General features: G+C 49.1%; 22 protein-coding genes. 11 read left to right on the top strand and 11 right to left on the bottom strand.

Annotated features, from left to right (window positions below; all coding sequences use genetic code 11):
* Positions 1-52 precede the first annotated feature (52 nt).
* The 6 genes from tauD to BN1044_RS15415 form a co-directional block, all read right to left on the bottom strand.
* The gene (gene tauD / locus BN1044_RS15440) at positions 53-916 is read right to left on the bottom strand and encodes a taurine dioxygenase (protein WP_072309453.1); all 864 of its coding nucleotides are present in this window, start codon (positions 914-916) and stop codon (positions 53-55) included.
* The gene (gene tauC / locus BN1044_RS15435) at positions 913-1,758 is read right to left on the bottom strand and encodes a taurine ABC transporter permease TauC (protein WP_072309452.1); all 846 of its coding nucleotides are present in this window, start codon (positions 1,756-1,758) and stop codon (positions 913-915) included. The genes tauD and tauC overlap by 4 nt, the downstream gene beginning before the upstream one ends.
* Positions 1,755-2,537, bottom strand: a complete 783-nt coding sequence (gene tauB / locus BN1044_RS15430) for a taurine ABC transporter ATP-binding subunit (protein WP_072309451.1) — start codon at positions 2,535-2,537, stop codon at positions 1,755-1,757. The genes tauC and tauB overlap by 4 nt, the downstream gene beginning before the upstream one ends.
* Positions 2,538-2,547: 10 nt before the next feature.
* Complete coding sequence (gene tauA, locus BN1044_RS15425) at positions 2,548-3,546, bottom strand: taurine ABC transporter substrate-binding protein (RefSeq protein WP_072309450.1); 999 nt, start codon at positions 3,544-3,546, stop codon at positions 2,548-2,550.
* A 293-nt stretch (positions 3,547-3,839) separates the two neighbouring features.
* The gene (locus BN1044_RS15420; RefSeq protein ID WP_081329603.1) at positions 3,840-5,150 is read right to left on the bottom strand and encodes a M64 family metallopeptidase; all 1,311 of its coding nucleotides are present in this window, start codon (positions 5,148-5,150) and stop codon (positions 3,840-3,842) included.
* Positions 5,151-5,426: 276 nt separating this feature from the next.
* Entirely contained in the window at positions 5,427-6,032 is a 606-nt protein-coding gene (locus BN1044_RS15415) for a LysE family translocator (protein WP_072309449.1), read from the bottom strand.
* Between the two features lie 98 nt (positions 6,033-6,130).
* On the opposite strand from BN1044_RS15415, the gene BN1044_RS15410 reads away from it, so the two are divergent.
* The 4 genes from BN1044_RS15410 to BN1044_RS15395 all read left to right on the top strand — a co-directional run bounded on the left by BN1044_RS15410 (position 6,131) and on the right by BN1044_RS15395 (position 10,210).
* A complete protein-coding gene (locus BN1044_RS15410; protein ID WP_072309488.1) occupies positions 6,131-7,111 on the top strand; it encodes a hydrolase in 981 nt (326 codons plus the stop codon).
* A complete protein-coding gene (locus BN1044_RS15405) occupies positions 7,108-7,344 on the top strand; it encodes a YheU family protein (RefSeq protein ID WP_072309448.1) in 237 nt (78 codons plus the stop codon). Before BN1044_RS15410 ends, BN1044_RS15405 begins: the two co-directional genes overlap by 4 nt.
* A 104-nt stretch (positions 7,345-7,448) precedes the next feature.
* Positions 7,449-9,305 carry a DUF4153 domain-containing protein gene (locus BN1044_RS15400; RefSeq protein ID WP_081329602.1) on the top strand — a complete coding sequence of 619 codons (1,857 nt, stop codon included), beginning with the start codon at positions 7,449-7,451 and terminating at the stop codon, positions 9,303-9,305.
* 35 nt (positions 9,306-9,340) lie between these two features.
* Positions 9,341-10,210, top strand: a complete 870-nt coding sequence (locus BN1044_RS15395; protein WP_025799235.1) for a phosphoribulokinase — start codon at positions 9,341-9,343, stop codon at positions 10,208-10,210.
* Positions 10,211-10,219: 9 nt separating this feature from the next.
* Here BN1044_RS15395 and BN1044_RS15390 read toward each other — a convergent pair whose 3' ends face one another.
* A complete protein-coding gene (locus BN1044_RS15390) occupies positions 10,220-11,401 on the bottom strand; it encodes an amidohydrolase (protein WP_072309447.1) in 1,182 nt (393 codons plus the stop codon).
* 15 nt (positions 11,402-11,416) lie between these two features.
* A complete protein-coding gene (locus BN1044_RS15385; protein ID WP_072309446.1) occupies positions 11,417-12,622 on the bottom strand; it encodes an MFS transporter in 1,206 nt (401 codons plus the stop codon).
* 190 nt (positions 12,623-12,812) lie between these two features.
* Between BN1044_RS15385 and BN1044_RS15380 the strand changes: the two genes are divergently transcribed.
* The gene (locus BN1044_RS15380; protein WP_072309445.1) at positions 12,813-13,724 is read left to right on the top strand and encodes a LysR substrate-binding domain-containing protein; all 912 of its coding nucleotides are present in this window, start codon (positions 12,813-12,815) and stop codon (positions 13,722-13,724) included.
* Between the two features lie 3 nt (positions 13,725-13,727).
* Here the strand turns inward: BN1044_RS15380 and BN1044_RS15375 are convergent, their stop codons facing one another.
* Positions 13,728-14,135, bottom strand: coding sequence for an OsmC family protein (locus BN1044_RS15375; RefSeq protein WP_072309444.1), 408 nt, complete (start codon positions 14,133-14,135; stop codon positions 13,728-13,730).
* A 330-nt stretch (positions 14,136-14,465) separates the two neighbouring features.
* Between BN1044_RS15375 and crp the strand changes: the two genes are divergently transcribed.
* Both crp and BN1044_RS15365 read left to right on the top strand, forming a co-directional pair.
* Positions 14,466-15,098: a cAMP-activated global transcriptional regulator CRP gene (crp, locus tag BN1044_RS15370; RefSeq protein WP_004090925.1), complete on the top strand. Its 633-nt coding sequence runs from the start codon at positions 14,466-14,468 to the stop codon at positions 15,096-15,098.
* Positions 15,099-15,141: 43 nt separating this feature from the next.
* Positions 15,142-17,220, top strand: a complete 2,079-nt coding sequence (locus BN1044_RS15365) for a YccS/YhfK family putative transporter (RefSeq protein WP_072309443.1) — start codon at positions 15,142-15,144, stop codon at positions 17,218-17,220.
* Here BN1044_RS15365 and argD read toward each other — a convergent pair.
* Complete coding sequence (gene argD / locus BN1044_RS15360; RefSeq protein WP_072309442.1) at positions 17,217-18,437, bottom strand: bifunctional acetylornithine/succinyldiaminopimelate transaminase; 1,221 nt, start codon at positions 18,435-18,437, stop codon at positions 17,217-17,219. The genes BN1044_RS15365 and argD overlap by 4 nt on opposite strands.
* A gap of 225 nt (positions 18,438-18,662) precedes the next feature.
* Between argD and BN1044_RS15355 the strand changes: the two genes are divergently transcribed.
* Together BN1044_RS15355 and BN1044_RS15350 are read left to right on the top strand one after the other, a co-directional pair.
* Positions 18,663-20,192 (top strand): helicase HerA-like C-terminal domain-containing protein, encoded by a 1,530-nt coding sequence (locus BN1044_RS15355; protein ID WP_072309441.1) that lies wholly within the window; start codon positions 18,663-18,665, stop codon positions 20,190-20,192.
* Between the two features lie 87 nt (positions 20,193-20,279).
* Positions 20,280-20,855: an aminodeoxychorismate synthase component II gene (locus tag BN1044_RS15350; protein ID WP_072309440.1), complete on the top strand. Its 576-nt coding sequence runs from the start codon at positions 20,280-20,282 to the stop codon at positions 20,853-20,855.
* Between the two features lie 64 nt (positions 20,856-20,919).
* Here BN1044_RS15350 and ppiA read toward each other — a convergent pair whose 3' ends face one another.
* Positions 20,920-21,486, bottom strand: a complete 567-nt coding sequence (gene ppiA / locus BN1044_RS15345; RefSeq protein WP_072309439.1) for a peptidylprolyl isomerase A — start codon at positions 21,484-21,486, stop codon at positions 20,920-20,922.
* Between the two features lie 426 nt (positions 21,487-21,912).
* Between ppiA and BN1044_RS15340 the strand changes: the two genes are divergently transcribed.
* Together BN1044_RS15340 and BN1044_RS15335 are read left to right on the top strand one after the other, a co-directional pair.
* A complete protein-coding gene (locus BN1044_RS15340) occupies positions 21,913-23,220 on the top strand; it encodes a 6-phospho-beta-glucosidase (protein WP_072309438.1) in 1,308 nt (435 codons plus the stop codon).
* Between the two features lie 66 nt (positions 23,221-23,286).
* The gene (locus tag BN1044_RS15335) at positions 23,287-24,264 is read left to right on the top strand and encodes a LacI family DNA-binding transcriptional regulator (protein WP_072309437.1); all 978 of its coding nucleotides are present in this window, start codon (positions 23,287-23,289) and stop codon (positions 24,262-24,264) included.
* Positions 24,265-24,293 lie beyond the last annotated feature (29 nt).

The following is a 24,293-nucleotide window of genomic DNA, read 5'->3' as shown; positions in this document are numbered from 1 at the left end:
ATTCCGCAAGGAATACCTCGTTCGTTGGCTGCACTCTGTTGTGTATCAGTCTCTAAGCACCCTTCGTTTCACCGCGATAAAACGGCTTATCACCCAGAATAGTCGCTCGATGCATAATTCGGCGCTGAGGCAAATAGTCTGCATTGGCATAATGCTGGGTCACGCGGTTATCCCAAATCGCAATGTCGTCCTGCTGCCAACGCCAGCGAACTTGGAATTCAGGCTTAGTCGTATGACGGAAAAGGAACTGTAACAGCGCATCGCCTTCTTGCTGAGGAATGCCCACCAGACGCGTGGTAAATCCTTCGTTCACGAATAGCGCCTGACGCCCACTCACAGGATGCGCTCGCACCACCGGATGCAACAGAGGCGGATGCTGACGTTTTGCCTGCTGCCAGCGCTGGTGCTCCTCTTCCGAGCGCAGATGCTTATATTCAGGGAACGACTTTTCAAAATCATGCTCGGCTTGTAGGCCGCTCAATAATGCCTTGAGCTGAGGTGAAAGCGCCTCGAAGGCGGCAATGCCGCTCGACCACAGCGTATCGCCACCGACTTCTGGCAGGCGTTTAGCGGCTAAAATCGCGCCCATTGGTGGATTCTCGATAAAAGTCACGTCGGTGTGCCAGTTATCGTTATCCGGAGGGTTATCGTTATGCGTGTCGAGCTCAATAATTTCTTCCACGCCAGCCGCATGAGGATAAACCGGATGTATATGCAAATCACCAAAACGTGATGCCAGCTCACGTTGCAGCAACGGTGTAATAGCCTGCCCGCGCGCAAACAATATCTGATGCTTTAGCAGTGCGTGATAGAGCTGTTCAAACTGTGAATCACTCAGCGGGCGGGTGAGGTCTATATTGCTAACGACGGCACCAATGGCAGGGCTTAAAGGTTGAATAGCGAGGCGTTCATTCATTTTTTCACTCCATGCCACGGGGTTAAGCGGCGCTGCAAGGCTCTCAGGCCCAATTCCAATGCAAAAGCAATCAACGCAATAACGCTAATGCCAGCGATAACAACATCCGTAGCTAAAAACTCACCAGCGGACTGAATCATAAATCCTAAACCGCGCGTCGCGGCAATCAGCTCTGCGGCCACCAGCGTAGACCAACCCACGCCGAGCCCGATGCGCAGGCCTGTTAAAATTTCAGGTAAGGCATTGGGAAGCACCACATACCACAACACCTGCCAGCGATTTGCCCCCAGCGCTTGAGCCGCACGCACACGAACTTGCTCTACGCTCCGCACACCTGCGGCAGCGGCCAGTGTAACAGGCGCAAAAATCGCGAGATAAATCAGCAATATTTTGGATGTTTCACCAATGCCAAACCAGATAACCATCAACGGAAGATAGGCCAGCGGCGGCACCGGACGATAGATTTCAATAATGGGGTCCAAAATACCGCGTACGGTAGGATTGAGCCCCATCGCAATTCCCACAGGAACCCCAATAACCACGGCGGCAAGCAGCGCGACCAGAATACGCCCCAAGCTAGCGGCTAAATGTTGCCCCAACGTCGCATCCATAAAGCCCTGCGTGCTGATGCTCACCAGTTGCTTAAGTACCTGCTGAGGTGCGGGCAGAAACAGTGGGCTAATAAGCTGCATCGCGGTTACAGCCCACCAGACCAATAAAATGGTCAGCAGCGTGAGTGCGCTGATGATCACGTTTGATGGGATAGCTCTTTTCTTCTGGTATATGGCTGTTTTGTGCGTGTCCTCAGCGGTATTACCTTTCAGCGTGGAATGAAGACTCATGACCAAACTCCTTGCGCATGCGGTGTCCGCTGCTCGAAGACGCGGCCAAGCACATATTCGCGACGTTCAATAAACGCGGGATCGGATTTAATCGCTCGGCATGGCTCACCATCGGCATAGCGCTGGCCAAAATTCAGCGCCAAGCGTTCAACAATGCGCCCCGGCCCCGGCGACAACAGGATAAGTTCAGAGGCCAAAAACACCGCTTCTTCAATATCATGAGTAATCAACAAAATCTGTTTACCCGTTTTACGCCAAACGCTTAGCAGCAATTCTTGCATTTGCTCACGCGTGAACGCGTCGAGTGCGCCGAAAGGTTCATCCAATAACAACAGCTGTGGGTTCGCCGCCAAAGCACGGGCGATGCCAACTCGCTGGCGCATTCCGCCCGATAGCTGCCAGATAAAGTGCCGTTCATAGCCTTCTAGCCCAACCAAGCGCAGCATCCGTAGCGCAATAGCGTCTCGCTCATCGCGCGCCACGCCTTGTAACTGCAAACCAAACACTACGTTGGCTAAAACATTTCGCCACGGCAGCAGGCCTTCATTTTGAAATACCACCCCGCGCTCCGCACTTGGTCCTGTGACCTCACGGCCAGACAGCGTTATCGAACCCGAATCTGGCTGGCTAAACCCCGCCACCAGATTCAACAACGTGGTTTTTCCACACCCAGACGGCCCGAGCACCACCACCAGCTGCCCACTCGCAATTTGTAATGAGACGTCTTCCAGAACAGGTTTTCCATCATAGGAAGCACTGAGATGATTCACTGACAGCATGGGTAGCTCCTTATGACTGAGGTTCAGCCTGCACTTGCTTCACAAACTGGTTATTCACAAAGCTGCGGTAATCTGCGGCCACCTGAGGAATTTTGCCCTGCTGCTGTAAAAATACGGCGGTATCATGAATGGCTTTATCTACCGGTTGGCCCAGCTCGTTAACCTGCTCGGCAACGGGCAGATAACGGTTTCCCTTCACCAATCCCGGAACCTGATCTTGCGGTACTCCGCTCAGCTTAGAGAGCTTGTCGACGTTCTGCCCGTCTTTTAGCCACTGATCGGGCGCGGCCAAATAGGCCTTTTGTGCCGCTAGCGTCGTGCGCGCAAATGCGGTTACGACATCGGGATGCTGCTGCGCGAAGTCTTTACGTACGACCCATACATCCAGCGTTGGTGCGCCCCATTTGCCGACCTGTTCTGAGTCAGTTAATACGCTGCCGGTTTTCGCCAATTCGTTAACCGCAGGCGCCCAAACATAAGCACCATCGATATCACCGCGCTGCCACGCCGCCGCAATCGCCGGTGGCTGAAGATTTAGGATGGTGAGCTGATCGGGTTTGATACCCCAATGCTTAAGCGCCGCAAGCAGGCTGTAATGGGTGGTAGACACAAAAGGAACCGCAATGCGCTTACCGATAAGATCTTGGGGGGATTTAATCTCTTTTTTCACCACCAGCGCTTCTGAGTTACCCAACTGAGAGGCCAGCAGAAAAACCTCAATCGGCAGTCCTTGGCTCACCGCCGCAGCCAGCGGGCTAGACCCAATATTGCCAATCTGCACGTCGCCGGAAGCTAAGGCTTTCACCACGCTTGAGCCGCTGTCGAACTTACGCCAATCCACCTTCGCGCCTGAGGCTTTGGCAAAGGCATTATCTGCCTGTGCCACTTTGGCCGGTTCTGCGGAGGTTTGATACGCCACGGTTACATCAAGTGCGTACGCACTCGTTGCGGCTAACGAGAGGGTGAGAAACGCAGCCACGCTACGTAAAGAAAAAGTTTTGTTCGTCATCATCTGCTCCGCTTATTTTTCTGTATCAGGAGCACAATGCCCTGCGTTGAACACAGTTTTAGCTGAGCACGATTTAGTTAAGAAGGAATAAAAAAGTATTCTTTATTCCAAATAGAGATAATTGCAGCTTACTGATCCGCTAACTATGGAAACCGTAGCAAGATAGGTCAGTAACTGAAGTAACCGAAAGGCGTTGTGATAAAGACCAAATAAATCTAGCTAAATGAGTACATGATCCGTAAAACATGTACTCATTAACCAATATTAAAGAGCGTCACACTTTTAAGTGTAATTTATTGTCCATAGTGGCTCATCACTTCACGAATGCGTGCTTCATTAACCGCATACCAAGGAGTAGATAGCGTTCTCATCTTAGAATCGTAGGTTGCACGATATTTCCCATTCGGGCAATATTCTGCGCCGCGAAATAAACCGACAACGCCAGCCGTTTGATCTGATGTTGGTATTGCCGTTTCAGGTTTGATCAGACTTGCCCATTTAATATATTTTCTTTGAGTTTCTAAGGTCACATTTGCCGCAGTTGGCTCATTGGCCGTATCACAATTACCGCCATCATCATCATATTCATCGGCAAGATTATAAGCGGAGTGAGCAAACTCATGCAGTGCAATTTCGATAGACTGATCATTAAGCGTTAAAGTCCCAATATGTGCATCGGTATAGCCTGCACCAGCATAATCATAGGTATTAGCTACAACTAATATCTGGTCATAGCCACCAACGCCTAATGCATTATCGGCTGCTGAAGTGGCGGCTGAGGTATCGACACAAAGCAAACGTTCGATACCAGAACAGCCCATTATAGTACCTAGGGCCGTATCATAGAAATCATAATAGTTTGTTATATTACTCACACCTGATTCATTACTTACCACATCGACACGAACAAATTTAAACTTATCTTTTAGTGAATTAATTAATGGATCGGACATAAAACCTTTAATAATGCCATCCGCATCACTCTTCCACTGTCCCATTTCATCTTGAGTATAGCCATCGCCCATTATGGCAATAGTCATAGGCTTCGATACTGCGCTATCTTTAGACGTAACAACTTGAGAATGGAGTTTTTTCTTTGAATCAGAAGAAGATGATAAGTTTTTAGCCACTTTTTCAATCTGCTGTCTCGTCACTTCAAAAGGCTTGCTCTCTTTAAGCACCCCTTTCTGAGCTGTTTTTTGAATATTTACTGGGTAAACATGTACTTTAGCGAGTGCGTCAGAGAAGGGGATGATTGCACGTATTTCTGAATCATGGAAAGCAACATATTTTACCTGAGAAACCGTTTTCTTCTGTGGATCGAAGGTTTCGAAACGACGCAGAGAACCGTCCATAATAAAAGTCTGAGATAATACCTTCCCATTGCTATCTAATCCCTCAACTTCCCACCCTCTTTCATTTTTACTCAAACCAGAGGGCTGTGATAATGGCAATTTAAAATCGCCAACTTTTGCATTTTTAATGGCCAATTCATTTCCGCTGTCAGTGCTATTGTTTTTTATATTAATCCACAAGTTTTGTGAATAAGAAAAAGAACAAAAGAAAACTGAAAGGGCAACTGCCAATGTTTTCACCTTACGCATATATCCGCCTTTGCTACTATTGATATTTATTATTTATCCACATGAAAGCTCATGCAAACATCTCATCAAGTTATAAAAACACGTCAATTAAATAACTCGAACATCCCCAACAAAAAAAACTCTGGAGAACAATTTGAGGTTAAAACAATAAAAAAAGCAGACAAAGAAAAATACATTTAATAAACTTATAAAAATAAACCAATATTATTAAATACAATTAATAATATTGGTTATATCCCACACTACTATGCTGTGCAGAAAATAAATAAAAACCACTTAATTCCAAATTAACAGTACACAGGCCGCCGTCAGCAATCCCATAGAGATATTAAACGTAAACCAAGCCCGACGGCTGTTCAGCAAGCGGCCAATCACGGTGCCAAAACCCAGCCAAATAATACCGGATACTAAATTAACCAAAACCATCGCGATGCTGATCGCAATAATGGAATGATTATATTCAGAACCCGCAAGGCTGAAACTGGCTACGGCGCCTAATCCCATAAGCCATGCCTTGGGGTTTAAAAACTGAAGCAGCCAGCCTTGGTACCAGTTAACCGGTTTTTTGACTTTTACCGCCGTGGGATCAAGTTTTTCATAGCTGGACGTCGCGATTTTCCAAGCGATGTACAGCAGATATAAGCTACCCAATATTTTTAGGGCGGTATGCAGCGTTGGATAAACCAGCAACAGGCTACCAACGCCAAACGCCACTAAAAGCAGCAGAGACTGCATTCCAAGCATAATACCCAACATCAACGGCACCGAACGCATAAAACCAAAGTTCGCCCCCGACGAGGTCAGCAGCATATTATTTGGCCCAGGCGTGATCGCCGCTACCCACAAAAACCCTAGCATTGAAAGAAATAGACCAAGTTCCATTTGTTGGGTACTCCCACCCTTTTATGTTTGTCGTGACCTTGAAGCTATCAGTGTGATATTGATCGCACAAGAACGATGACATGAAAATTAATCACATTATGAATAATCAATTCTCTCCTATGCGCGGGATAAGTAACCCGCACCTGCAAACTATTTTGCCAAGGCTGTTTCGGCGCAAGCCGTTACTGCAGCCACATTGGCAGCGCTTAGCCTTACCCGACAGCGACTTCATTGACTTAGCTTGGAGCGAGCCGCCAGAACAGGCGCAACATAAACCACGGGTGGTGTTGTTCCATGGTTTGGAAGGCAGTTTCTACAGCCCCTATGCACATGGTTTGCTGCATGCGTGGAAAGAAGCCGGATGGCTAGGCGTAGTAATGCATTTTCGGGGCTGCAGCGGAGAACCGAATAAAATGAGCCGTATCTACCATTCCGGTGAAACCGAAGATGCGCGCTTCTTTCTCAACTGGCTGCGCGAAACATACGGCGAGGCACCGACCGCCGCCGTGGGTATTTCACTCGGCGGAAACATGCTGGCTTACTATTTAGGGCAAGAAGGCGCAAATGCTACGCTCAATGCCGCCGTCATTGTTTCCGCTCCATTGATGCTAGAGCCCTGCTCATATCGGCTAGAACAAGGCTTTTCGCGCGTTTATCAAAGCTATCTATTAGGCCAGCTAAAACAGAACGCCCAGCGTAAGCTCGAGCGCTACCCAAACACCTTACCGCTGAACTTAAAAACGCTGAAAGGCTTAAAACGCATTCGCGATTTCGATGATGTGATCACCTCACGCATCCACGGATTTGATAACGCAACGGACTACTACCGTCGCTGTAGCGCCCTACCGCTGCTGCCAAAGATAACCGTGCCGCTGCTCATCATCCACGCGAAAGACGATCCGTTTATGACGCCGGAAGTGATCCCACAGCCGGAAGATTTACCGCCTAATATTGAATATCAGCTTACCGAATTTGGTGGACACGTTGGCTTCATCGGTGGCAGTTTTAGGAAACCTCAGATGTGGTTGGAACAACGCATCCCCTCTTGGTTAACCCCATTTTTGGAGAATACACAGTGATTATCCCTTGGGAGAATTTGGCCGCAGATACGCTGGATAGTTTGATCGAATCCTTCGTTTTACGCGAAGGCACGGACTATGGCATACATGAAAAATCATTGACGCAGAAGGTTGAAGATGTGCGCCGACAGCTAAAAAATGGTGACGCCGTTTTAGTGTGGTCTGAGCTACATGAAACAGTCAATATCATGCCCAAAGGGCAATTCCGAGATGCACCTGAAGAGTATGAGTAACCTTTGCATATCCGTTGAATAAAACCAATATTAAGTAAAGACATCCAAATATTTTGACTGGTTTGATGTCAAAACAGACGCTTAAACAATCAGGAGAAGCATGGATGTCTCTACTCTCGCAACACACTTCGCAGCATAGCGCCGAACAAAAAATATCGCCTTCCAATGTACCGCTCAATACACGCATAGTGATTATTTTAGTGTGCCTCATACAAGGCGGCCTGCTCTATCTGTGCAACGATTTCAATACTCGTGAATGGATGTTAGCTCACCGCTCTGCACTGCTTTATGTGCAGGCACTCTCATTATCTCTGCCCTTACTGTTCGTTTTGTCAGTTAATACACTACGCGACAAAACGCTCTGGAAAGCACTGCTTATCTACACCGTTATTTTTGCCGCCATGATAGCTTGGGTAAATTGGAACGATGTCGGTATCAGGGATTATGGAACCAACATACTAACGACATATTATTTTTCTCTTGCCGCGATTATATTTGTCACCCTGCCATGGCTGCAGGTGCGAATCGAGAACCCTAACTCGCCAACCCACTACCCTGATTTGCACGACTCTATTTGGAAAAATACCATCACCGTAGTATTAACCCTGCTTATTGCGGGATTAATGTGGGCAATTTTGTCGCTGGGTGCAGGCCTCTTCAAATTGATTGGGATTGATTTCTTTTACAATCTTTTCTTTAAACACCAAATATCCGCATATCTTGCCAATAGCGTAGTTCTTGCCATTGGCGTTCTCATCTGTCGAACTAACCCAAAGCTGGTCATCACCGTTCGCAAACTACTCTCATTGATGGTTAAAGGTCTGCTTCCGCTACTATCTTTTTTCGCTCTGATTTTTATCTTCAGTCTACCTTTTACAGGGATAAACGCCTTAACCAAGCAGTGGTCGTCAGCAACTACGCTGCTTACCACCATGTCTCTTCTGTTGGCTCTGCTAGTTAATGCGGTACACCTCAGCGCCGACAATATCGAGAAGAAACCCTATCCAAAAGTCATTCGCTATATCATCAACGGTTCGCTGCTTGTTTTGCCCATCTACGCGATATTGTCCACGTACTATTTAGGTCTCAGGATCGTGCAATATGGCTGGACACCAGACCGACTATGGGCCGCTGTCGTTGTTGGGCTCTCGCTTTGTCTGAGCCTTGCCTACGCAGCCGCCGTATTACGCAAACACGCCCTCTGGCTTCACCCTCTGGGTAGCATCAACAAAAAGATGATGTGCCTAATCGCAGCGATTCTGATTCTTTGCAACTCGCCGATCATCGACCCGTACCGCATTAGCGTAAACGATCAAATGCAGCGTTATACCGCTGGAAAGACATCTCCGGATAAGCTGGATCTCGCCATGCTGCGTTTTGATACAGGTCGTAGGGGCAACAATGCGCTTCAGGCGCTACGTCATGATGCCAAATTCGTTAGCGATCCTAGCCGAAAATTCAAGCTAGAAAAAATACTGATACAAACCAGTCGCTGGGGTTCTTACCGCGATGAGGACAAACAGAAACCCGCGATATTTACGGTGGAGCTCGCACGTAAAAATATACAGCTGGCGACAGGAGTCACATCTCCTGAATTAAGCTGGTGGGCGTCTTTATCAGAAAATACTTATCGGGGAGAGCGCATAGACGATTGCTATCTGCTTGCACATAGTTGCGTTTTGACAACGTTAGATCTCAATGCCGATGGAATACAAGAGCCTATCTTGTGTAGCTTCAGCGATCCTCAAAACCCATTCTGCCAAGTCTATGCCCAACGCGAGGGGAAATGGACCATGATTAGTAAAATGGACTTTGATGAGTATTTGGATAAAAACAAGCGCGATAGCACTAAGCTCAAAAGCATCATTTTGAATGGTCAGCTAAAAACAAAACCAAAAGAGTGGAGCGATATCCAGATTCAGGATACAACCATAGATATTAATTATTACGGTTTCAGATAAACCGTTTAGCCCCAACCACTGGAGTCGTGTTATCTATGTCAGCCAAACACCCGATTATTGCTGTGACCGGCTCCAGTGGGGCCGGCACCACCACCACCAGCGTTGCCTTTCGTAAAATCTTTCAGCAATTCCATCTGAAAGCCGCTGAATTAGAAGGCGATAGTTTTCATCGTTACACCCGGCCCGAAATGGACGCGGCTATTCGTAAGGCTCGCGAGCAAGGCCGCCACATCAGCTATTTCGGCCCCGAAGCCAATGATTTCTCTTTTCTAGAACAAAGCTTTCTTGAATACGGCCAGCATGGGCGCGGACGTTCCCGTAAATATCTGCATACCTACGATGAAGCCGTTCCCTACAATCAAGTTCCAGGCACGTTTACCCCATGGGAAGCACTGCCAGAACCCACCGATGTACTCTTTTACGAAGGGCTACACGGCGGCGTTGTCACCCAGCAGCACAATGTAGCTCAGCACGTCGATTTACTGGTAGGCGTGGTCCCTATCGTCAATCTGGAATGGATCCAAAAATTAGTACGAGACACCGGCGAACGCGGCCATTCACGTGAAGCCGTGATGGATTCGGTGGTACGTTCAATGGAAGATTACATCACTTACATCACGCCGCAGTTCTCTCGCACCCATATTAACTTCCAGCGGGTGCCTACGGTCGATACTTCCAATCCTTTTGCTGCCAAAGCTATCCCTTCATCCGATGAAAGCTTTGTCGTGATCCATTTCCAAGGCTTAGACAACATTGATTTTCCCTATCTTCTGGCAATGCTGCAGGGCTCATTTATTTCACACATCAACACGTTGGTGGTTCCTGGTGGAAAAATGGGGCTAGCTATGGAGCTGATCATGACGCCGCTGGTGCAACGCCTGATCGAAGGGAAAAAAATCGAATAACCGCGCTGATTATTCTGTCATTAATAAATACTGAATAAAGCCCAGATGTAGCTTCAGGCCGATACGCATAGCGTCCTCATCTAATTTAAATTTTGGGTTGTGGACGCCATAAACCGCACCCAAATTTTCATTACCGCTGCCGATAAACAGAAAACAGCCTGGTACTTTTTCCAGATAAAAAGAGAAGTCTTCACCACCAAACATCGGTGCAGGCATTTCAAGCACGGTCTCTTTGCCGAGCTGCTGTTCAATAACCTCACGCGCAATCCGACTCGCCTCAACGTCGTTATTACCGATTGTGTAGCCTCGCGTCCAGCGAATGTCATAATCCGCGCCGTGCGCCTGCGTAATTCCCGCAACGGTTTGCTCAACAAGCTGCGGCACCTTTTCACGCACGCTAGCCACATGAGTGCGCAAAGTCCCGGCCAAAGAAGCCGTTTGAGGGATCACGTTATAGCCCCCCTCAGATCTAAACGTCGCAACGGTTAATACTGGTGTCTGCAAAGGATCGATTTTACGCGCAACGATATTTTGCATCGCAGTAACCACCTCAGCACCAATAACCACCGGGTCAATGCACAGCTGCGGCATGGAGCCATGGCCACCTTTTCCTTTGATAGTGATATCAAAGTTGTCGCTGGATGCGCAAAATACGCCGGGCTTCCAGCCCACAACCCCTGTTGGGAAATTCGGCATGACGTGTAAACCAAAAATCATCTCCACGCCGTCTAAAACACCCAGCTTAATCAGCTCTTGGGCTCCACCGGGCGGAAGTTCTTCGGCGTGCTGGAATATAAACCGCACCTGACCACGCAGATAACGACGGCATTGTGCTAAAACGCTGACCGCCCCCATCAACATCGCCGCATGTGAATCATGGCCGCACGCGTGCATCACGCCAGCATGAGTTGATGCAAAAGGCTCTTCGCTCTCTTCCTGAATCGGTAATGCATCAATATCAGCACGTAACGCATAACGAGGCCCACTCAATGCCCCCACTAAATCAACAACCACGCTGTTATTGGTCGGGCGCGATATCGAAATGTCCCCTACGCTAGACAGCTCGTCGGCAATATAGTCGGCTGTTTTCTGCTCTTGGAAGGAGAGCTCGGGATGTGCATGGATATGGCGGCGCCAACGAATAACATCCGGCATGACAGATAACAACATGGCATCAAGTTCAAATTTCATCGTACATCTCCCCTACTACGCAGCTTCACGAACTGGACTATAGTTTTTACCTGCCAACGGCAGGATCACTAGCCCTGAGACAATCATGACCACAACCAGAAAAACAAAAGTAGAAAAATAGCCTGGACTCATCTTCACCAGATATCCCATAGCAATCGGGGCAATAAAGCCGCCCAAGGTACCACCGGTGTTAATAATCCCCATCGCGGCTCCCATGACATCAGTCGGTAAACGTTTCATCGGCAAAGTGAAAACGGTGACAAATGACGCCATGAGAAACACATAACCGAAGAATAAAAACAGACTGGCTGAAATAGCCGAAGACGTGGCGTAAACCAACCCAATACACACCGCACTAAGCAACGAACACGTGCAAACCACTTTGTGCTCTTTTCCCTGCATGAATTTGCCAACGAAATAACCGGTGCACAAAGACGAAATCCATATCCCCAGCCCGCCCGCCGCCGCGACTAAGCTAGATACGCTCAGCGGTAGCCCGCGGTTTTGCACCAAGAATTTAGGCAGCCATGCCATCAGGCCGTAAGAAGGTATGTTCAAACAAAAAATGGCGATAAACAGTAAAATTACGATAGGGCTCTTCAACAGTTGGCGATAAGACACGCTCGGCCTTGGGGTTGAAGATATTGACAACGCCCGCTGTGGGTTGGGAACCAACCACAAAATGCAGCCAGATATGATAAATGCCAAAACCCCGAGCGAAACAAAGGATCCACGCCAACCGATATGCTCAAGGCAATACACTGCCACTAACGGGCCTAACGTCATAGCTAACCCTGCCGAAGACAGCAGAATAGACTGCGCAAAAGTACGCTGTTCTACGGCGAAATTCGCCGTTACCGCTTTAGCACAGGAGGTTGGGTAACCCGCATGCCCCATCCCCGCAAGAAAACGAAACGTCAGCAATAAACCAAAGGTGAGCCCCAACCAGCCAAAACACATGGCAAACCCACCCACCAGAAAAAGTGAGCTACACAAGACTTTTTTGAATCCAAAGCGATCGTTAAGCCAACCGGCCGGGATCTGAAAAATAGAGTAAGCGAGGAAAAAAATGCCGGTGATATAGCCTAATTGTTCAGGCTGGAGAGAAAACTCCCGCTCGATAGGCAACAGAGCAAACCCCACCACGGTTTTATCGATATAAACAACGGCGTAACCGATAAACAGTAAAAAAATCATCAATGAACGGCGCTGAAATTGCATAGCCAAACTCCTCGCTAAACGGCGTCAACCCTGACTGAGGCTCAAAGGTATAAGGGTGCTTATGTGATGTGCATCGCTTTTTTTTATTAACTGCGCGCCAGATGGCATTGATGAAAATATCGTCTTTACCCACACTGTGTAAGATGTCATTTTTTTGGGAGTGATGCTTTTTATTGATAGGGGAAGCGCGGTGAAATATCTGCCAAAGATCCAGCAGCTAAAAACGTTTCAGGAAGTGATTCGCCGAGGAAGTATTCGCGCAGCAGCGCGCGCGTTAAACCAGTCACAGCCGGCAATAAGCAGAGCAATTAAGGAATTGGAGCATACGTTAAACACACAGCTTATCGTGCGCGGGGCCAAAGGAATGATGCTAACTGAAACAGGCAGCGCATTTGCGGCACGCTCGCAGCTTATTTTGGAGGAATTACAACGTGCGGCAGACGAAATTGAACAAATTAGCCAATATTCTCAAGGCTCTGTCTCCGTAGGTTTTTCTTCGCTAATTACCTTAACCGTGTTTCCCCAAGCGGCTGATACCTTTAAGTGTCAGTTTCCACAGGCCAACATACATGCCAAAGAGGCTCAGCTCTCGACGCTTCTACCGGCTTTACGTGAAGGCAAATTAGATTTCGCCATCGGCACATTAACCGCTGAAACGACGCCAATGGATCTCGTACGTGAGCCGCTGTTTGAATCGCCCTTTTGCATTATCGCCCACCGAGACAACCCATTTGCTCAGGCAAAATCGTTAGAAGAGTTGAAGCACGCAAAATGGTTGATACCCGAAACTGATATGGGCTACTACCAACAGCTAGAATTAGCGATGGGGAATTTTTACCTCCAGCTTAGCCAATCACCGATCCGAACCGACTCCGTGGTTTGCGCATTAAGCATGGTACAACAGGCACAATACCTTACCATCGTGGCTCGGGCGATGCGGGCGCCACTGGGGCTAGAGAATACACTCTGTTCATTGCCTATCGACGATCTACCCACCGCTCAGTATTGCGTGTTCTATTCACGAAAATCGCCGCTAACCTTAACAGCACGGCGATTCTTGGATTTATTGCGTTGGGAATGCCAGAACTATGCTTGGGAGTAGTCGTTACTCAACCACGATAGCCTCAAAGCTGTGGGTAATATTCACCGCTTGGCCTAACATCAGCGCTACCGAGCAATACTTTTCAGCAGATAATGCAACCGCACGTTCAACGGCTTTATCGGTCAGCCCTTTGCCGGTGACGATAAAATGCAGATTAATGTGAGTAAACAAACGAGGAGCTTCTTCGCGGCGCTCAGAGGTTAATTTCACTTCACAGTCGCGCACGTCCATTCGCCCTTTCTGCAAAATAGACACCACGTCAATCGCACTGCATCCGCCCGCAGACATGAGCACCATTTCCATTGGGCTTGGTGCTTTATCGCCAGCGTTTCCATCCATAAGGATCTGGTGTCCTGAAGCAGATTCACCCAGAAAAGTCATCCCTTCAACCCATTTCACTCGTGCCTGCATGTTTATCACCCCTTTGGTTAAATTTTGGCATCAGACTACGCTTTCTATGAAAAACAGGCAATCCGAGGCCTCACTTCTTGATGCTGAAGCGAGACAACACAAGACACCTGCACAAAGCTGTGCTACAAACTATGCCGAAATGGATCTTTATGGATTGAAACGGGTATAGATCAATAACTATAGGAAATAATTACCTTAGCCTATTACTCTATATCTCGATTATGAAGTGCTATAACAAGTTAATAAGCAAAGCCCCGTGCCACGATAAGCACACTGTCAGGATCAGTATCCCGATATTAGGGCAGCGATAACAACAGAGGATAATAGCGAATGGTTCTCGGCAAACCGCAAACAGACCCGACTCTTGAATGGTTCTTGTCTCATTGCCATATCCACAAGTATCCGTCCAAAAGTACCCTGATCCACCAAGGTGAAAAGGCTGAAACCCTGTACTACATCGTTAAGGGCTCCGTTGCTGTATTGATTAAAGATGAAGAAGGCAAAGAAATGATCCTTTCTTATCTGAATCAGGGCGATTTCATTGGTGAACTAGGCTTATTTGAGGAAGGGCAAGAACGTAGCGCCTGGGTTCGTGCAAAAACCGCCTGTGAAGTGGCTGAAATTTCTTACAAGAAATTCCGCCAGCTCATTCAGGTCAATCCAGATATTCTGATGCGCCTGTCTGCTCAGATGGCTAGCCGTTTACAGGTTACCTCTGAAAAAGTCGGCAACCTTGCGTTCTTGGACGTAACCGGTCGTATCGCTCAGACCCTGCTTAATCTGGCCAAACAGCCGGATGCCATGACTCATCCAGATGGTATGCAGATCAAGATCACTCGTCAGGAAATCGGCCAGATCGTTGGCTGTTCCCGTGAAACCGTTGGTCGTATTCTGAAGATGCTGGAAGATCAAAACCTGATCTCCGCACACGGAAAAACCATCGTCGTTTACGGCACTCGCTGATAAATGATGCCCGTGTAGCCTTGCTGCACGGGTTTCTTTAGCTATGTGGCGGCGGTTCATCTACCACCCGGAAGTCAACTACGCACTGCGTCAAACGCTGGTGCTGTGTCTTCCTGTGCTATTCGGCCTGTTGATAGGTAATCTACAACTCGGGCTGATGTTCTCTTTAGTTCCCGCCTGCTGCAATATCGCTGGGCTCGATACACCTCATAAACGCTTTATCAAACGATTAGTCGTTGGCGGCAGCTTATTTGCCTTCAGCAGTTTTCTGCTACAGCAATGCTTACTCTGGCAAATTCCCCTACCGTTGATCATGCTCGGTTTAGCCTTGTTACTGGGCGTTAACGGTGAGATTAGCCCACTTCACGCGCGGCTCATGCCTGCTGCGCTGGTTGCCTCTATTTTTACCCTGAGTATGGCTGGAAGCGTGCCTATCTGGCACGGGCCACTGCTGTATATTGTCGGCACGATTTGGTATGGCGCCTTCACTTGGTTTTGGTTCCTGTTGTGGAAAGGGCAACCGATCCGCGAAAACCTAAGCCAGCTATACATCCAGCTTGGCGACTACATGGAAGCCAAATACAGCCTACTAACTCAGCATATCGATCCTGAAACCGCGCTGCCTCCGTTGCTGCAACGCCAGCAAAAAGTGATGGATCTCATTACCCAGATCTATCAACAAATGCACATGCTGTCATTGGTGCACAACCCAGAATACAAACGCCTGCTGCGCTATTTTCAGGTCGCGCTAGACTTACAAGAACACATCACCGTTAGCCTGTCTCAGCCTGATGAAGTACAAAAGCTGGTAGAAAAAAGCCAAGCCGAAGCGATAATACGCCGCAATGCTCAGGTCATTACAGAACGGCTCAAAACGGTTGCCGACGATATTCTGTACCACCGTTATCCTCAGCACTTCTCGATGGATATTGAACTATCAGCGCTCGAAAAGCTGGCCAATCAGCATCCAGATAACCCCGTTGGCAAATTCTGTTACTACCATTTTAGCCGCGTGGCTCGCCTGCTAGAACGCCAACGCCCATTATATCAACGCAATCTGATGTCCACCCAGCAGCGGCTTCCTTTCTGGCCTGCGCTGCGTGCTTATCTTTCGTTAAAATCAGTAGCGCTGCGCAACGCCGCCCGTTTAGGCATAACGCTGGCGGCAGGTAGTAGCCTCGGCATGTTATTCCATCTGCCAAAGCCCTATTGGGTTTTACTGACGATCATGCTGGTGATCCAAAATGGCTATAACGCGACGCGAGTCAGGATCCAGCACCGTGCGCTGGGTACCTTCGTTGGGTTAATTGTTGCCGCAGGACTACTTCAACTCAACCTACCGCTGAACGTCACGCTAAGCTGCATGCTGGTGATAACCATCGCAGCTTATTTGGTTCTCAGGAAAAATTACGGGCTGGCCGTGATCGGTTTCACCATCACGGCGGTATATACGCTTCAGCTGTTACAGCTTAATGGAATTCATTTCTTGGTTCCCCGCCTCATCGATACGGTTCTCGGCTGTATCCTTGCCTTTGCCAGCACCATTTGGCTGTGGCCCCAGTGGCAAAGCGGCTTACTGCGCAAAAATGCGCATCAGGCATTGGAAACCTACCAAGACGAACTTCGCCTTTTACTGTCGCCTGAACCTAAAATAACCGCACTGGCCTATGCGCGCATGAAAGTGAATCAGGCACATAACGCCGTCTTTACCTCGCTTAATCAGGCGATGCAGGAACCGGGGTTTGATTCACGTTATTTAACGGATATGCGCCTGTGGATCACCCACAGCCAGTTTATCGTTGAGCATCTCAATGCCATGACGATCCTCGCACGCGATCACTACATGCTCACTGAGAATCTGGCACAGGATTATTTACAGCGGTGTGAAATTGCGTTGCAGCTTTGTCAGCAACGTTTGGAGCACGATGGTCCAACGCTCAATGACAACGCCGCTGTGTTTCAATCTGACGATCAAGAAACTAACGGCATGCCCGTGACCCAAATTGAAGTGCATCTACGACGCATCATTGCGCACTTACGCGCCATGCATACCATTTCGTCGATAGCATGGCGGCAACGACCGCACCACGGAATTTGGATGAGCCGTAAACTCAGGGATTAATTACCACCCACGACTTTAGCAATGGCTTTTTCCAGCCGTGCCATGCCTTCATGGATATCGGCAAACTCGATAACCAACGATGGCGCAAAGCGCAGAATATCCGGTCCTGCATTCAGCAGCATAAGTCCTTCGCTCACGGCGGCATGCAAGATATCTCGCGCCTTGCCGTGATAGGCAGGGCTCAGTTCAGCCCCCAGCAACAGTCCCATTCCACGCACCTGAGTGAAGATATTGTATTGGGTATTGATCTTCTCCAGAGCCTCCACAAACAGGCCGTGACGCTCTTCAATTCCCGCCATCACCTCAGGTGTATTGATGACGTTCAAAGCCGCCTCTGCAACCGCACAGGCCAATGGATTGCCGCCATAGGTGGTACCGTGAGTTCCCACCTGCATCGCACTGGCAATTTCATGGGTTGTCAGCATGGCGCTAATCGGAAAACCGCCCCCCAGGGCTTTGGCGGTGGTGAGAATATCCGGCGTCACACCGTAGTGCATGTAAGTAAATAGTTTACCGGTACGACCCATACCGCTTTGTACTTCATCAAAAACCAACAGCGCCTGATGCCGATCGCAAAGTTCACGCACGCCCTGCAAGAAGCTTTGTGTCGCGGGCATCACGCCGCCTTCCCCCTGAACGGGTTCAAGCACCACCGCACAGGTATGATCGTCGATAACGGCGCGAACGGCGTCTAAATCATTAAATGGCACATGCACAATGTCGGCAGGTTTCGGGCCAAAGCCGTCGGAGTATTTTGGCTGACCACCAACGGAAACCGTAAATAACGTACGGCCATGAAAGGCATGGTGGAAGGCAATGATCTTGGATTTATAGGGGCTAATTTTGCTGGAGGCATAGTAGCGAGCCAGTTTAAACGCCGCTTCGTTTGCTTCTGCGCCGGAGTTCGCAAAAAAAACACGTTCGGCAAAGGTGGCATCAATCAGTTTTTGTGCAAGGCGTAGCGCAGGCTCATTGGTGAAAACATTACTCACATGCCACAGCTTTTCGCCTTGCTCATGTAGCGCAGCGACCAACGCGGGATGACAATGCCCTAACGCAGTCACGGCAATACCACCCGCAAAATCCACATACTCTCGCCCTTGCTGATCCCACACTCGGCTTCCTTTACCGCGCACGGGAACGAAATCCGCCGGTGCATAGATAGGCAACATCACCTTTTCAAATGTGTCTCTTGCAACTGCCTGCTGCTTCGCCATCACTTTTCCACCTTATTCGCATCGCCAGCAACGATTTGCCAGCCATCAAATGAAAATATAATCACAAAATATGCATAATAAATCACTTCATGGCAACCGTAATTTGCGTTTGTTTTGTCAAAATATCCCTGCCCAATTACAGCGGTTAAAGTTGAGACTAAGATTCAGCGTGCTTATACTTTGAACTTGGAAGTTACGTTCCGCCTCTTCACTTAAGGACTGACCATGAGCGCTCCGCTTACCATTGCTAAGAATCAAAAAGTCACGCTGCAACTTCTTCCGGCGCTGGCCAACCGCCACGGACTGATTACCGGCGCTACGGGTACGGGGAAAACCGTGACCCTACAAAAAATGGCAGAGCAGTTCTCTCGTATTGGTGTTCCCGTATTTTTGGCCGACGTAAAAGGCGACTTGTCCGGCATCGCGGCTGCCGGCTCGCCTTCCGATAAATTACAGAAAAGATTAGATGCTTTGCAGGTCACTGACTGGTCGCCGCAGGCGTGTCCGATCATTCCGTGGGATATTTTTGCCGAAAAAGGTCACCCTATTCGTGCCACGGTATCCGATTTGGGCCCGCTGTTGTTGTCTCGCCTGCTGGATTTAAACGATGTGCAGTCCGGCGTATTGCAGCTGGTGTTTAAAATTGCCGATGACAGCAACCTGCTGCTGCTCGATATGAAAGACCTCCGCGCCGTAGTGCAGTTTGTTGGTGATAATGCCAAACAGTTCACCACCCAGTATGGCAATATTTCTACCGCTTCCATTGGCGCTATTCAGCGCGGATTACTGACGCTGGATCAGCAAGGCGGCGATCATTTCTTTGGCGAGCCCATGCTAGATATCAAAGATCTGATGCGCTGCGACGCCAACGGGCAAGGCATTATTAATCTGCTGGCCGCCGACAAGCTTATCAATCAGCCGAAGCTCTACTCGGTATTCCTCCTATGGCTGCTGGCCGAGCTGTTTGAACAGCTGCCTGAGGTCGGTGACGTTGAGCAACCAAAGCTGGTGTTCTTCTTCGATGAGGCTCATTTGCTGTTTAACGACGCGCCTAGCGCCCTACTGGATAAAATAGAGCAGGTAGTACGCCTGATCCGCTCTAAAGGCGTAGGGATCTATTTCGTCACCCAGAACCCACTGGATATCCCGGATAACGTTCTCGGCCAACTGGGCAATCGCGTTCAACATGCGCTACGCGCGTTTACCCCACGCGATCAAAAAGCCGTGAAAGCCGCAGCGCAAACCCTGCGCGCAAATCCCGAATTCAGCACCGAGCAGGCCATTACCGAGCTGGGCGTAGGCGAAGCATTGGTTTCATTCCTGGATGAAAGCGGCCGTCCAACTATCGTTGAGCGCGCGATGGTTATCGCGCCCGAATCCCGTATGGGGCCGTTAACCGCCGATGAATTGAATCACGCCCTAAATCATTCGCCGCTTTATGGTCGCTATGACGAAGCCGTCGATCGCGAATCCGCCTATGAAAAAATAACCCAGCAGGGTTTCAGCACGGTTGAAAGCGGCGATGAAAAGGCCAGCGCTGAGGACGTGAAAAAACCAGAGGCCAACGCGCAAGAAGGCGGTGGATTGATGGGCAGCTTGAATGAAATTCTGTTCGGCACCACCGGTCCTCGCGGCGGCAAGAAAGATGGGGTGGTACAAACCGCCGCAAAAAGCATGGCGCGTCAGGTAGGAAGTTCACTAGGCCGCCAAATTTTGCGCGGCGTTTTAGGCTCGATTATGGGCGGGCGTAAATAACCACCGGCTTTCTTATGCTCTTACTTATGCCTCGCATGATTTATCATCGGGGCATCTGATGTCATTTCCGTACAAAGCGAACCTCTGATGCTGTTGCTGATCGATAACTACGACTCCTTTACCTACAACCTCTATCAATACTTTTGCGAACTCGACGTCGACGTTATCGTTCGCCGCAACGACGATCTCACTCTTGAGCAAATCGAAGCGCTGGCGCCTTCGCATATGGTGATATCACCGGGACCTTGTACGCCAAATGATGCAGGGATTTCTCTAGCCGCTATCGAGCACTTTGCAGGGAAAATACCCTTGTTAGGCGTGTGTTTAGGTCATCAGGCCTTAGGACAGGTTTTCGGTGCCAACGTGGTTCGCGCTCGTCAGGTCATGCATGGCAAAACCAGCGCCATTCGCCATACCAACAGCGGCGTATTTCATGGCTTAAATAACCCGCTAACGGTAACGCGCTACCATTCATTGATTCTGGAAAAAGAGACGCTGCCCAATTGCTTAGAGATTACTGCATGGAGTGAACGCAACGGCGAACCCGACGAGATAATGGGCGTACGGCATCGTACCCTAGACGTTGAGGGCGTGCAGTTTCATCCCGAAAGCATTTTAAGCGAGCAGGGCCACCAGCTATTGAAGAATTTTTTGCAGCGCTAGAAACAAAATTCCCGCCAACAGCGGCGGGAATCTCAGATGATGGCATCAAACTCAATGTCAGAGATTATGGCAGTACTTTTACCGACGTAATCACGATCGGCTTAGAAGGGACATTCTGGTATGGGCCAACGTTCTCCGTGCGTACCTGAGCAATTTTGTCGACGACGTCCATCCCCTTAGTCACTTTACCAAATACCGCGTAACCAAAATCACGCTGGCCATGGTCTAAGAAGGCATTATCGGCAACGTTAATAAAGAATTGGCTAGTTGCACTGTCTTTTTCAGCGGTACGCGCCATGGCGATAGTGCCGCGCAGGTTACGCAAACCGTTATCTGCTTCGTTTTTGATTGGCGCATTAGTCGTTTTCTGCTGCATGTCCGCAGTGAATCCACCGCCCTGCACCATAAAACCAGGGATTACACGATGAAAAATCGTGTTGTTGTAATATCCGCTGTTCACGTAGTCGAGGAAGTTCTTCACCGACACCGGCGCTTTTTGACTATCTAACTCAATTTCAATATTACCAGCGGTCGTCGACAGTAAAACATGGCTGTTCGCAGCCAATGCGGCCGGAGCCATTACCGTCAGCGAAAATAGCGCGGTTAGGGTGACGAATACTCTCTTGAACATGACACATCCTTTCTCAGCGGGCTTTTTCAAAGCAGGTGAACAACAAATTAACTTATCGATTCTAATTAGGCGCTAGCCTATTAGCTACCCATTTACTCACATTTACTTAACGATGGGATAAGTCTGAAAAAATGCCGCCTCTTAGCGACGAAAAATGCCTGATTTTGCAATCAAGATCACACTTCATCCTCCACCTAATTATTCAAAAATGAATTTTTGCGAACTGACTCGCAAACCGATTGATGGAAGTTGCTAGTCTTAAACCAAAATGAGAGCGCTCTCATTTTATGATAAATGCAAAAAACACTATCTGATTTATCAGGTTTATGAGGCGGGTGATAAACCCAACGCTATTTGTCTCGCGGCTCCTCTGTTGCCCTGATGATCATCGAAACCCTCATTGCCAGATAAAACGGAGACTCTCGCATGATCCCGATAAAAGTTGCCATCATCGGTGGAGGCAGCAGTTATACACCGGAATTGGTTGAAGGCATTATCCAGCGTGCTCAGCAAATTCCACTGTCTGAATTGGCGTTGGTTGACGTTGAAGCAGGCCGTCACAAGGTTGAGATCATTGCCGATCTCACGCGTCGAATGCTGGCACGCCATGGCTTTGAGCAGGTGAAGGTCAGCGTTCATTTCACACCCGATGATGCCATTCGTGGAGCCAGTTTTGTATTAACTCAGCTGCGCGTAGGTCAGTTACCGGCGCGTGCGGCTGACGAACACCTCGGCTTAAAGTTTGGATTAATAGGGCAAGAAACCACCGGCGTCGGCGGTTTTGCTAAAGCGCTGCGCACTATTCCTGTCATGTTGAATATCGCTCGCAAAGTTGAACAGCTGGCACCCGATGCTTGGATCATTAACTTCACCAATCCAGCAGGTATCGTTACCGAAGCGGTTTCTCGCTACACCAAAGCCAAAATCATTGGCCTGTGCAACGTTCCCGTCACCATGCATCACATGATTGCCAAAATGCTGCAGCGCCCATATCGAGGCGTCCAGCTGCGTTTCGCGGGCCTAAACCATATGGTGTGGGTGCATCAGGTCACCGCCGATGGACAAGACCAGACGCAACGGGTCATCGACATGCTTTGCGATGGCGCGGCGCTCACCATGAATAACATCAAAGAAGAGCCGTGGCCGCCAGAGTTTCTGCGCGCGCTAGGTGCCATACCCTGCCCCTATCACCGCTATTTCTATCGAACCCGCACGATGTTGAAGGATGAAATCGCCGAGGCTAGCGCCGAAGGCACCCGCGCTGAACAGGTGATGGACGTTGAGAAAGCGCTCTTTGCGCTATATGCCGACCCAAATTTAGACCACAAACCAGAACAGTTAAGTTTCCGCGGCGGCTCATTTTATTCAGAGGTTGCGCTAGAGCTCATATGCGCGATCCACAATAATCTCGGCACCCGTTTGGTCGTCAACACGCTAAACCGTGGGGCAATTCACGACCTGCCTGCTGATGCCGTGATCGAAACCGACTGCATCGTAGATGCTCAAGGTGCGCACCCTCTCGCATTCGGTTCGCTCCCCGTGTCCATGGTGGGTCTCACACAGCAGGTGAAATCTTTCGAATGCCTGACGATTGAAGCCGCCGTACACGGCGACAGAAAATCTGCGCTGCTAGCGCTGGTCACTAACCCGTTAATCGGCGACGCGGGACTGGCTTCACCTTTATTGGATGAAGTACTAGCCGTAAACAAAGCGTATCTGCCACAATTTAATTAACCGCAATACCTTCGTTGCTTCGCCGCAAGAAGGAACTTGGATTCAATTATCATAAGGAATTTGACCATGACGACGCTTGAAGACGTTGCTGCATTTGCAGGTGTTTCTCGCGCCACCGTTTCACGCGTGGTGAATGGCGATAGCAACGTCAAAGAAAAAACGCGTCTCATGGTTGAAGCCGCCATCACCGAGTTAGGTTATAGCCCACACCCAGCCGCGCGGGCGCTGGCGTCGAACCAAAGCCAAACGATCGGCTTAGTCACGACCTCTTATCGCGGTGGTTTTTTTGGTGCGCTGATGGATAACGTACAAAGTGAAGCGGAAAGTCGCCGTAAGCAGCTCTTGGTGACACAGGGAAAAAACAGCGCCGACAACGAATGGCAGGCCATTCAGCGTTTATATAACCTACGCTGTGATGGGCTAATCCTACACGTGAGAGCGCTGAGCGATGAGCAACTCTGCAAGCTGGCGCAAGAAGGCAAAGCCTTTACGATTTTGGATCGTTTAGTGCCAGGCCTTGAAGATCGTTGCATCACCTTCGATCATCACCGCGCCAGCCAAATGGCAACAAAACGGCTTATTGATTTAGGCCACACAAAAATTGCCTGTATCAGCGGCCCTTCCTCTCGCCATTCCAGCCAGTTACGCCGCCAAGGTTTTCTCGATGCCATGGACGCAGACAGACTGCTGCCCGTTGCCTGCTTAGAGGGTGATTATGATATGCAAAGCGGTTATCAGATGGCAGACAAACTCTTACAAAGCCGACGACCTACCGCGATCTATTGTTGTAATGAAGAGATGGCGATTGGCGCACTGCTGGCAATCACCGAGCATCGCTTAACGATCCCAAACGATATCTCACTAATTTGTTATGACAGCGGCGAACGTGCGGCCTTTGTGCGCCCGGCATTAACCAGCATTCATTTCCCTATCACCGACATGGCACGCCATGCTACCGAGCGCCTTATCGATCCCGAATGTACAGCGGAAGTCTTTATGCCTACCATCATCGATCGTGGTTCGGTCATTGCGGCAAAAAGGTAATCTGTGACGATCTGAGATCAATAATTTCT

The organism is Hafnia alvei (genome assembly GCF_900095695.1).
Classification (GTDB): domain Bacteria; phylum Pseudomonadota; class Gammaproteobacteria; order Enterobacterales; family Enterobacteriaceae; genus Hafnia; species Hafnia alvei_B.
This window is presented reverse-complemented; position numbering and strand designations above follow the sequence as displayed.

Coding starts and splice junctions, on each gene's coding strand:
- tauD (WP_072309453.1), bottom strand. CDS start 916: ATGAATGAACGCCTCGCTATTCAACCTTTAAGCCCTGCCATTGGTGCC.
- tauC (WP_072309452.1), bottom strand. CDS start 1,758: ATGAGTCTTCATTCCACGCTGAAAGGTAATACCGCTGAGGACACGCAC.
- tauB (WP_072309451.1), bottom strand. CDS start 2,537: ATGCTGTCAGTGAATCATCTCAGTGCTTCCTATGATGGAAAACCTGTT.
- tauA (WP_072309450.1), bottom strand. CDS start 3,546: ATGACGAACAAAACTTTTTCTTTACGTAGCGTGGCTGCGTTTCTCACC.
- BN1044_RS15420 (WP_081329603.1), bottom strand. CDS start 5,150: ATGCGTAAGGTGAAAACATTGGCAGTTGCCCTTTCAGTTTTCTTTTGT.
- BN1044_RS15415 (WP_072309449.1), bottom strand. CDS start 6,032: ATGGAACTTGGTCTATTTCTTTCAATGCTAGGGTTTTTGTGGGTAGCG.
- BN1044_RS15410 (WP_072309488.1), top strand. CDS start 6,131: ATGAATAATCAATTCTCTCCTATGCGCGGGATAAGTAACCCGCACCTG.
- BN1044_RS15400 (WP_081329602.1), top strand. CDS start 7,449: ATGTCTCTACTCTCGCAACACACTTCGCAGCATAGCGCCGAACAAAAA.
- BN1044_RS15395 (WP_025799235.1), top strand. CDS start 9,341: ATGTCAGCCAAACACCCGATTATTGCTGTGACCGGCTCCAGTGGGGCC.
- BN1044_RS15390 (WP_072309447.1), bottom strand. CDS start 11,401: ATGAAATTTGAACTTGATGCCATGTTGTTATCTGTCATGCCGGATGTT.
- BN1044_RS15385 (WP_072309446.1), bottom strand. CDS start 12,622: ATGCAATTTCAGCGCCGTTCATTGATGATTTTTTTACTGTTTATCGGT.
- BN1044_RS15375 (WP_072309444.1), bottom strand. CDS start 14,135: ATGCAGGCACGAGTGAAATGGGTTGAAGGGATGACTTTTCTGGGTGAA.
- crp (WP_004090925.1), top strand. CDS start 14,466: ATGGTTCTCGGCAAACCGCAAACAGACCCGACTCTTGAATGGTTCTTG.
- BN1044_RS15365 (WP_072309443.1), top strand. CDS start 15,142: ATGTGGCGGCGGTTCATCTACCACCCGGAAGTCAACTACGCACTGCGT.
- argD (WP_072309442.1), bottom strand. CDS start 18,437: ATGGCGAAGCAGCAGGCAGTTGCAAGAGACACATTTGAAAAGGTGATG.
- BN1044_RS15355 (WP_072309441.1), top strand. CDS start 18,663: ATGAGCGCTCCGCTTACCATTGCTAAGAATCAAAAAGTCACGCTGCAA.
- BN1044_RS15350 (WP_072309440.1), top strand. CDS start 20,280: ATGCTGTTGCTGATCGATAACTACGACTCCTTTACCTACAACCTCTAT.
- ppiA (WP_072309439.1), bottom strand. CDS start 21,486: ATGTTCAAGAGAGTATTCGTCACCCTAACCGCGCTATTTTCGCTGACG.
- BN1044_RS15340 (WP_072309438.1), top strand. CDS start 21,913: ATGATCCCGATAAAAGTTGCCATCATCGGTGGAGGCAGCAGTTATACA.
- BN1044_RS15335 (WP_072309437.1), top strand. CDS start 23,287: ATGACGACGCTTGAAGACGTTGCTGCATTTGCAGGTGTTTCTCGCGCC.